We start from the raw sequence: 8,996 nt of genomic DNA on the forward strand, positions 1-8,996 counted from the left end.
CCGGCCCCGGGGCGCAGCCGACGGCCCCGACCGCTCCCGCCGCCCCGGCGGCCGTCCCGGCAGGCGTGGCAGGCGTGGCCCAAGCGGCCGGCGTCCATGACGTCCACGGCGCGCAGGACGTGCGCGACGCGGACGGCTCCGAGCTGGCGGCGGCCCTGGCCCGCGCACTCGCCGACGGGGAGTGGGACGTCACCCTGTGGGGCGGGCAGGGCCCGGAGTACCCCGGTGTCCGGCACGCGGAGCCCGGCGCCGGGCTGTCCGGTGCCGCCGCCGTCCTCCAGGTGCTCGCCGACGATCCGGTGCACCGGGCGACGGCCGCCGGGGTCACCCTCGCAGCCGCCGAGGAGGCCGGTGTCGGGACGGTGGTGCTGCTCGTCGACGCGGCCGGAGCGGCGCCCCTCGGACCGGTGCCGGGCGCGACGGTGCTCCGGCACGACCTGGTCTACGGGCCGGGCATCCAGTCGGGCTCGGTGCTGGAGCAGGCCGTACGCGGGTCGCTGCTGGCCCGGCCGATCCGGATCCCCGACCAGCCGGGCCGGCGCTGGCGGCCGGTCTTCGTCGACGACCTGGCCGAGGCGGTGGACCGGGCGCTGCGCCTGCCGCCCGCCGAGGGCCAGGTGGACGTCCGCGGCGTACGGCCGATGGGCGTGGCCGACCTCGCGGAGGCGGCCTCCGCCGCGGTCCGCCCGGTCCCGGTCGAGGTGACCGGGGCGGTCGGGGCGCCGGGCGCCGAGACGAACGGCTCGGACGACCGTCGGGCCGGCGGACCGGAGGACGTCGGCGCCGTGCTCGGCCGGCGGCCCCGGACGGAGCTAGCGGACGGCCTTCGCGCCTGGTCCCAGTGGCTGGCCTACGAGGCCGAGCCCCGCCCCCGCACCGCACGACGGTCCGGCCCCGGGCCGCTCGCCGAGCCCGCCTCCGCCGCGGAATCCGGTCCCGCGACCGCGGCGCACGCCGACGACGCGACCGGGGGCGGCCGATGAGCACCGTCCCGTTCTCCACCGAGGCCGCCAGCGTCCCCTCCCCCGGCGGCGCCAACGAGGACCTGGTCCTCACCGGACCGCACTTCGCCCTGGTCATCGACGGCGCGACCGCCGAACCCGGGGCCAGCACCGGCTGCGGCCACGACGTACGGTGGCTGGTCGCCGAGGTCGGGACCCGACTCGCCCGCGGCCTGCTGCACGACCCCGACGCCCGCCAGCCCCTGCGCGAACTCCTCCACGACGCGCTCACCGACCTCGCTACCGAACACGGCCGGACCTGCGACCTCGACAACCCGTGCAGCCCGACCGCCACCCTCGCCCTGCTCCGGCTCACCGGCGACACGGTCGAACACCTGGTGCTCGGCGACTCCACGGTGGCGCTGCGCGAGCACTCCGGCGCCGTCCACGCGGTCACCGACGACCGGTTGGAGCGCCTGATCCACCTGCCCTGGGCCGAACTCCGCCGCCACCGCAACCGGCCCGGCGGGTTCTGGGTGGCCGGCCCCAGGCCGGAGGCGGCCCGGCAGGCCCTGGTCGGACGCCATCCGGTGGCGTCGCTCTCCGCCGCCGCGCTGCTCACCGACGGCGCGGCCCGCCTGGTCGAGCGCTACGACTGCTCCTGGCCGGACCTGCTCGACCTGCTGGAGGCCGAGGGCCCGGTGCAGTTGGTCGAACGGGTGCGGACCGCCGAACTGCGCACCGCGCCCGGCCGGTTCCCCGGGAAGCACCAGGACGACGCCACCGCGGTGCTCTGCCGCTTCGAGCGCGACGACCGCTACCACCGCACCGGCGACCACGCCCGCGCGGAGAGCGGCAGCGACGGCCGGGCCGACGGCGGCGAAACGGTCACCGAGCCCGGCACCCGCACGAGCGCCACCGCGACCGACGGCAGCGGCCGGGGAACGGAGTGAACCCCGTGCCCGAGGACCGCCTCGACCTCCAGGACCACCGGGACGGCACCGCGCCGTTCGGTGTCGCCTTCGTCGGCTGCGGCTACGTCGCCGACCTCTACGCGGCGACCCTGCCCAACCACCCGTCCCTCCGCCTGACCGGCGTCCACGACCGCGACCCGGCGCGGACCGCCGCCTTCACCGCCCACCACCGCGTCCCCGGCTACCGCAGCCTCGACGCGCTGCTCGCCGACCCGGCCGTCGACGCCGTGGTCAACCTCACCAACCCCGAGAGCCACTACGAGGTGACCCGCGCCGCCCTGCTGGCCGGCAAACACGTCTACGTCGAGAAGCCGCTGGCCACCGACCTCGAACGGGCCCGTGAGCTGGTCGAACTCGCCACCGGGCGCGGCCTCCGGCTGGCCTCGGCGCCGTGCGGGCTGCTCGGCACCGCCGCGCAGACGGCGTGGCGCGCCCTGCGCGAGGGCCGCATCGGGACGCCCCGGCTGGTCTACGCCGAACTGGACGACGGTCCGATCCTGCGGATGCCGTTCCACGAGTGGATCAGCCCGTCCGGGTCGCCCTGGCCCTACCTCGACGAGTTCGAGACGGGGTGCACCGTGGAGCACGCCGGCTACTGGCTGACCTGGCTGACCGCCTTCTTCGGCCCGGTTCGCGAGCTCACCGCCTTCGCCACCCTCCTCGCCCCCAACCCCCACGTCCCACCCGGGACTCCGCTCGCACCGGACTTCTCGCTCGCCGTCCTCTCGTTCGAGAGCGGGGTGACGGCCCGGCTCACCACCAGCATCCACGCGCCCAAGGACTACTCGCTGCGGGTGATCGGCGACGACGGCCTGCTGACCGTCGCCGACTCCTGGCAGTACGACTCGCCGGTCACCGTCCGCCGGCACCCGGACGGCGTCCCGGAGACCGTGCCGCCCGCCGAGGGCCCCGCGCGCCCCTTCCGCTACCCCGGTACCCACGACATGGACTTCGCCCGCGGGGTGGCCGAACTCGCCGTCGCCGCAGGCGGGTCACGCCCGACCGGGTTGCCGCTGGACCACGCCCTGCACGTCCTGGAACTCACCCTGGCGATCTCCGGGGCGGGACCCGGCGCCGTCATCCGTCCCACCACCACCTTCGCGCCCGTCCCACCGATGCCCTGGGCCCGGTGAGCAGGACCGCGACTCCCGACCGCGGCACCGCAGCACGCCGCGCGGCACAACCCGCACAACCCGCACAACCACGCCACGCACGGCACGCACGGCACGCACGACCCACACCACTCTCATCCCTCGCACCACGAGCAGCGATCAGGAGCAGTGAGGAGCAATGACCAGACCCATGCCCCCCGACCATTCCGTACACGACCGGCCGGGGCTGTCCTTCCTCGGGACCGGCTACCTCGGCACCACCTACGCCGCCTGCTACGCCGAACTCGGCCACCGCGTGATCGGCCTGGACGTCGACACCGCGAAGGTCGCCGCCCTCAACGCCGGCACGGTGCCCTTCCACGAGCCCGGCCTCACCGAGCTGGTCCGGCGCGGACTGGCTTCCGGGCGGCTGGAGTTCACCACCGACCCCGCCGTCGCGGCCGCCGGGGCCGACGTGCACTTCCTGTGCGTCGGCACCCCGCAGCGGCCGGACGGCACCGGCGCCGACCTCGACCAGGTCGCCGCCGCGGTGCGCACGCTGGCCCCGCACCTGCACGGCCGGGCCCTGGTGGTCGGCAAGTCCACCGTGCCGGTCGGCACCGCCGAGTGGATCGAGCGGCTGCTGCGCAAGCACGCACCCGACGACGCCGACCCCGAGGTCGCCTGGTGCCCGGAGTTCCTCCAGGAGGGGCACGCCGTCGACGACGTGCTGCGCCCGGACCGGATCGTGGTCGGCGCGCGCGGTGACTGGGCTCGCGAGACCCTTGCCCGGGTGCACGACGGCGTGCACGAGCTGGCCGCCCGCGAGGGCCGGGAGATCCCCGTCCTGGAGACCGACTTCGCCACCGCCGAGCTGGTCAAGACGGCCGCCAACGCCTTCCTCGCCACCAAGATCTCGTTCATCAACGCGATGGCCGAACTGTGCGAGGCGTCCGGGGCGGACGTCGCCGCGCTCGCCCGGGCGCTGGGCCACGACTCCCGGATCGGACCCGAGTTCCTGCGGGCCGGAGTGGGCTTCGGCGGCGGCTGCCTGCCCAAGGACATCCGCGCCCTGCAGGCGCGTGCGCACCAGCTCGGGGCGGGTGCCGCGGTGCGGTTCCTGCACGAGGTCGACCTGATCAACCAGCGCCGCCGCGAGCGGGTTCTGCAGCTCGCGGGGGAGCTGCTGGACCGCACCGCCGGCCCGGCCGGACCGGAGCTCGCGGGCAGCCGGATCGCCGTCCTCGGCGCGACCTTCAAGCCCGACTCGGACGACGTGCGCGACGCGCCCGCGCTGGCGGTGGCGCGGATGCTGCACGGCGCCGGTGCGCTGGTGCGGGTCTACGACCCGCTCGGCCGGGAGAACGCGCGTCGCAGCCACCCCGAACTCGCTTACGCGGAGAGCCTGGAGGCGGCCTGCGCGGACGCCGACCTGCTCTGCGTGCTCACCGAGTGGGCGGAGTTCCGCACCGCCGACCCGGCCGCGCTGGCGCCGCTGGTCAGCGGGCGCCTCGTGATCGACGGCCGCAACTGCCTGGACCGCCAGGCGTGGCACGCGGCCGGCTGGACGTACCGCGGCCTGGGTTGGAAGGAGGCGGCCTGAGATGGCCGGTGACCGGAAGGAGGAGGGCCTGATGACCGGACGGCCCGCAGAACGGACGATCCTGGTGACCGGAGGGGCCGGCTTCGTCGGCGGCAGGCTGATCGGCAGCCTGGTGGCGACCGACCCCTCGGCGCGGATCGTCTCGGTGGACAACTACTTCACGGGTACGCCCGAGCGTCACGTGGACCACCCGAACGTGCGTTACCTGCACGGCGACACGGCCGACGTGGTCACCCTGTGGACCGATCGGAGCCTGCCCCCGCCGGCCGTGGTGTACCACCTCGGCGAATACTCGCGCATTCCGCAGTCCTTCGAAGAACCGGACCGCGTATGGGAGTTCAACCTGCGCGGCACCAAGGAGGTGGTCCGGCTCTGCCGTCTGCACGGCGCCAAGCTGGTGTACGCGGCGTCCAGTTCGAAGTTCGGCAACGACGGCCGGGACGAGCACCTCAACCCGTACGCCTGGACCAAGGCCAAGAACATCGAGTACATCCGCAACACCGCGCAGTGGTTCGGCCTGGACCACGTGATCACGTACTTCTACAACGTCTACGGGCCCGGCCAGATCGCCACCGGTTCCTACGCGACGGTGATCGGCATCTTCGAGGAGCAGTTCCGGGCCGGCCTGCCGTTGACGGTGGTCGAACCGGGCACCCAGAGCCGCGACTTCACGCACATCGACGACATCGTCGAGGGGCTGCTGCTGTGCGCGGAGCGCGGCTCCGGGGACGGCTACCTGCTGGGCCGGGGCGAGGAGCACCGACTGGTCGACGTGGCCCGGATGTTCGGGACCGAGATCGAGATGGTGACGGCCCGCAGAGGTGAGCGGGTCGGCGGTCGGGCGGACAACTCCCTGGCACGGGAGCTCGGCTGGGAGCCCAGGATCTCCCTGCCCGACTACATCGCCGAGTTCGTCGCCACCCGGGGGCCGGTGCCGGTCTCCTGAGCACCGACGGGGTCGACGATCCCGTAGCGCAGGGCGATCGCCACCGCCAACGTCCGGTTGGGACAGTTCAGTTTGGCCAGCACCATGGTGACGTGGCGTTTCGCGCCGTGCACCGAGATGCCCAGCCGGGCGGCGATCTCCTTGTTGCTCAACCCCTCGACGAGCAGCCCGAGGGTCTGCCGCTCCCGCCCGGTCAGCGCCCCGCCGGCCACCCCCGGCAGGCCGCCGCGCTGGTCCGGCACCCGCGGACCGGTTCGGACCCGGCCGGGCGCCGGCAGGCGGCGGAGCACCAGCCGGCGCAGCGAATCCTCCAGGACGGCGGTGGTCAGCTGCTCCAGCGGCAGGAAGCCGTCGACCCGGGCGGTGGCCCAGGATCCCGGCTCCCGTGCGGCGTTGGCGCCGAGCAGGACGAGCAGCCGGGCCTCACCGCGCGGGGTGGCGAACACCGCCCGGGCCCACGGGGCGACCTCCTCGGCGCAGACCAGGACGACCACGTCGGCCCGCCAGAGTTCGACGGGCGAACCGATCCGGTCGTGCGGCTTGGTGGTCACCTCCCCCACCAGGGGCAGGGCGCGGAGCATGCCGGCGATCCCGTGACGGTGCATCTCGCCCTCGGCGACCACCGTCACCGCGAGGGCGGCTCCGCGCCCGGGAGGGGCGGCGGGCCCGCCCGGCTCGGTCACGACGCTCCCCCCAGCAGATCGGCCCACACCCGGACCGCAGCAGGGTCGACGGGGTGGTCCCAACTGCCCTGCGGGCGGGCCCGGGTGCCGACGTGGAAGGCGTTCACACCGCCCGCGAGCAACGGCGCCGCCTCCGGTTCGCGCAGCGTCCCCCCGGCGATCAGCCGGGGCACGGCCCCGCGCTCGCCGGGGGCACCGCGCCCGGCCAGCGCCCGGTGTTCGGCGAGCAGGGTGGTGAGGCCCTCCGCGACGCCCTCCCGGCCCCCCGAACTGAGCACCGCGTCGAGCCCGGGAAGCCCGGACAGTGCCGCCCAGGCCGCCGATCGGTCGGCGGCGAAGTCGATCGCCTTGTGGAAGGTCCACGGACGCCCGTCCAGCACCTCCAGCACGGCCTCGACGGCCGGCAGGTCCACCGCGCCGTCGGGCGTCAGGAACCCGAGGACGAACTCCTCCGCCCCGGCACGCAGCAGTTCCCGGGCCCGGTCCCGCAGTACCTGAACCTCGCCCGCGGCGAAGCCGTCCGCCTCGCGCACCATCACGCGCACCGGCAGGTCGACCGCCGCACGCACCTCCCGCACCGTCTCCGCCGACGGCGTCAGCCCCCACCTCGCCATGTCACTAACCAGTTCGATTCGATCCGCACCCCCGTGCTGGGCAGCCCGGGCGTCCCCCGCGTCCAACGCGATCACTTCAAGCATTGGTCTAGACATACCGGAATGATCTCACAGCGCCTCCGACCGGGCTGTCGTGTCCGCATAACAGAATCACCGGGCGGGCGCCGGGACTTCGCGTAGGCGGACATCCCTCACCGTAGGCGGGTACGAAGGGCGGTTCGATCCCAGAGATCTGGGATCGAATGCGCCATGCCCCCCCCCGGGCCGGCAAGCCCCAATCGCGGGCTCGCCCTCGACGAGGACGAGCTTGAGCGGGGGGCTCGGCGCGGCGAAGTTCGCGTAGCCGGGGCGGCGCCTGGCCGGCCCGGCACCGACCGACTCGGAGCAGAAGGCGACGGAGCCTTCGAGATCGGCGACGCACGGAGCGAGCCGAACACGGGACATGACGATCTCCCCGACCAGGGTGTCCCCGGCGCACCAGGCCGAGCGGGCCGGTGACCCGCGCTCGGAGGAGATGGTCGAGGCGCGTGCCGGTGATCTTCTCCAGCGCGGGCCCGGGCGTCACCGGCGGGATCGGAGCGGACGCAGGCGCGCGCCGCCGGGGGTGCACCCGCGACGGACTGCGGGGCGGGTGGGAGAACGGCGGCGGTCACGGCCGCGACGGTCGGCACGGCGGCGGTGAGCGCCGTGGCCCGGGTGAAGGTCATGACGCACTGTGCGCGGACCGCCCCGGGCCGGGCGGGCGCAACACTCCGCAGGGACCTCCGACGGGCCCAGCCCGGCCACGCGCCGCGCCGGGACGGGCCCGGGACGGGGGACGTCAGGGCGCCACAGGCGCGCCGAGCCGGTCGGCCAGGGTGGCCAGTGCGGCACCGAGCGGGAGGTCGGCCCGTACGGCGGCGAGGTCGTCGGCGCGGGTGGGCCCCTGGTTGACGATCGCGACCGGCTTGCCGGCGCGGGCGGCGCGACGGGCGAAACGCAGGCCCGACAGGACGCTCAGGGAGGACCCGAGGACGAGCAGCGCGCGGGCGTCGTCGACCAGGTCGTAGCAGTGCTGGACCCGGGGCACGGGCACGTTCTCGCCGAAGAAGACCACATCGGGCTTGAGGACTCCGCCGCACACCTCGCAGGGGGCGATCCGGAAGGACTGCGCCAGCTCGGCGGGCAGGTCGGCGTCCCCGTCGGGGTTGGCCGGCACGGACTCGGCCAGGGCCCGGACCTGGGCGGGGAAGGCGCGGTTGAGGGCGTGCAGGCGCTGGTCCAGGCGCTCGCGCGGGGTCGTCCGCCCGCAGTCCAGGCAGACCACCCGGTCGAGCGAGCCGTGCAGCTCGACGGCGTCCGTCGTGCCTGCGGCCCGGTGCAGGCCGTCGACGTTCTGGGTGATGACCCCGGAGACGAGCCCCGCCCGGCGCAGCCGCTGCACCGCGTGGTGGCCCGCGTTGGGACGGGCCCCGACGATGGTCCGCCACCCGAGGTGGCTGCGCGCCCAGTAGCGCCGCCGGTTGCCCTCGGCGGCCAGGAAGTCCTGGTAGGTCATCGGGGTGTGGCGGCGCAGGCTGCCCGTCGGACCCCGGTAGTCGGGGATCCCCGACTCGGTGGACAGGCCGGCGCCGCTGAGGACGGCGACGCCGCCCGCCACCAGCAGACCGGCGAGCCGGTCCAACGACGGAAGGGCGCTGTGTCCTTCGGCCGCGTTCCCGCCCGCCGCGGTCCCGACGACTCCCGCCGGCCCGACGCGGTGCTCGTGGTCGCCGCTGCTCATGCGGGCAGCCTAACGCGCGGTGCCCGCGGGTGCCCCGGTTCGGCCGATACGGGACGGCCGGTCCCCGCGCCGGGTGGCACGGGGCCGGCGCCGGGCGGTCACGGTCGCCACGCCGGACACGGCCGACCCGGCGCCGCGAGCGGTGCCGTCCACGGTGGGCGGGGCGGTGGTGAGCACGCCGCGGACCGTCGCCGGACCGCGGTGGCCTCCGCCGTCCGGGGGAATCCCCCGTGGACGACGGTAGGCGCACCCCGGAGCGGGAAGGCAGGCGCATGTCCGAGGAGGGTGCGGACCGCCCGCTCACCGGCCCGCACCCTCCCTCGCCCGGGTCCGCGCCGCCCCGCGGACCCCGCCCCCCACCCGCCCCGGGCACGAACGCGCA

7 protein-coding genes and 2 pseudogenes are annotated in these 8,996 nt (G+C 75.4%); 5 read left to right on the forward strand and 4 right to left on the reverse strand.

Annotation, left to right across the window (positions count from 1 at the left end):
• From ABZY91_RS38420 to ABZY91_RS38440, 5 genes and pseudogenes are all read left to right on the forward strand, one after another.
• Nucleotides 1-983: pseudogene (locus ABZY91_RS38420) on the forward strand (hypothetical protein); the annotation flags it as partial.
• On the forward strand, nucleotides 980-1,894 hold the full coding sequence (locus tag ABZY91_RS38425) for a protein phosphatase 2C domain-containing protein (protein ID WP_355408440.1): 915 nt from the start codon (nucleotides 980-982) through the stop codon (nucleotides 1,892-1,894). The pseudogene ABZY91_RS38420 and the gene ABZY91_RS38425, both read left to right, overlap by 4 nt.
• 5 nt (nucleotides 1,895-1,899) lie before the next feature.
• Nucleotides 1,900-3,048, forward strand: a complete 1,149-nt coding sequence (locus ABZY91_RS38430; RefSeq protein WP_355408442.1) for a Gfo/Idh/MocA family oxidoreductase — start codon at nucleotides 1,900-1,902, stop codon at nucleotides 3,046-3,048.
• Nucleotides 3,049-3,217: 169 nt separating this feature from the next.
• On the forward strand, nucleotides 3,218-4,609 hold the full coding sequence (locus ABZY91_RS38435) for a UDP-glucose/GDP-mannose dehydrogenase family protein (protein WP_355408444.1): 1,392 nt from the start codon (nucleotides 3,218-3,220) through the stop codon (nucleotides 4,607-4,609).
• Nucleotide 4,610: 1 nt separating this feature from the next.
• Complete coding sequence (locus ABZY91_RS38440; protein ID WP_355408446.1) at nucleotides 4,611-5,555, forward strand: NAD-dependent epimerase/dehydratase family protein; 945 nt, start codon at nucleotides 4,611-4,613, stop codon at nucleotides 5,553-5,555.
• On the opposite strand, the gene ABZY91_RS38445 is transcribed toward ABZY91_RS38440, so the two are convergent.
• The 4 genes and pseudogenes from ABZY91_RS38445 to ABZY91_RS38460 all read right to left on the reverse strand — a co-directional run bounded on the left by ABZY91_RS38445 (nucleotide 5,507) and on the right by ABZY91_RS38460 (nucleotide 8,614).
• Nucleotides 5,507-6,238 (reverse strand): helix-turn-helix transcriptional regulator, encoded by a 732-nt coding sequence (locus ABZY91_RS38445; RefSeq protein ID WP_355408448.1) that lies wholly within the window; start codon nucleotides 6,236-6,238, stop codon nucleotides 5,507-5,509. The genes ABZY91_RS38440 and ABZY91_RS38445 overlap by 49 nt on opposite strands.
• Nucleotides 6,235-6,948, reverse strand: coding sequence for a copper homeostasis protein CutC (locus ABZY91_RS38450; protein ID WP_355408450.1), 714 nt, complete (start codon nucleotides 6,946-6,948; stop codon nucleotides 6,235-6,237). Before ABZY91_RS38450 ends, ABZY91_RS38445 begins: the two co-directional genes overlap by 4 nt.
• A 186-nt stretch (nucleotides 6,949-7,134) precedes the next feature.
• Nucleotides 7,135-7,296: pseudogene (locus tag ABZY91_RS38455) on the reverse strand (glyoxalase/bleomycin resistance/dioxygenase family protein); the annotation flags it as partial.
• A gap of 376 nt (nucleotides 7,297-7,672) precedes the next feature.
• Nucleotides 7,673-8,614: an NAD-dependent protein deacetylase gene (locus ABZY91_RS38460; RefSeq protein ID WP_355408452.1), complete on the reverse strand. Its 942-nt coding sequence runs from the start codon at nucleotides 8,612-8,614 to the stop codon at nucleotides 7,673-7,675.
• Nucleotides 8,615-8,996: the final 382 nt, after the last annotated feature.

Source organism: Kitasatospora sp. NPDC002965, from assembly GCF_040611255.1.
In the GTDB taxonomy this organism is placed as follows: Bacteria; Actinomycetota; Actinomycetes; order Streptomycetales; family Streptomycetaceae; genus Kitasatospora.

Coding starts and splice junctions, on each gene's coding strand:
- ABZY91_RS38425 (WP_355408440.1), top strand. CDS start 980: ATGAGCACCGTCCCGTTCTCCACCGAGGCCGCCAGCGTCCCCTCCCCC.
- ABZY91_RS38435 (WP_355408444.1), top strand. CDS start 3,218: ATGCCCCCCGACCATTCCGTACACGACCGGCCGGGGCTGTCCTTCCTC.
- ABZY91_RS38440 (WP_355408446.1), top strand. CDS start 4,611: ATGGCCGGTGACCGGAAGGAGGAGGGCCTGATGACCGGACGGCCCGCA.
- ABZY91_RS38450 (WP_355408450.1), bottom strand. CDS start 6,948: ATGTCTAGACCAATGCTTGAAGTGATCGCGTTGGACGCGGGGGACGCC.
- ABZY91_RS38460 (WP_355408452.1), bottom strand. CDS start 8,614: ATGAGCAGCGGCGACCACGAGCACCGCGTCGGGCCGGCGGGAGTCGTC.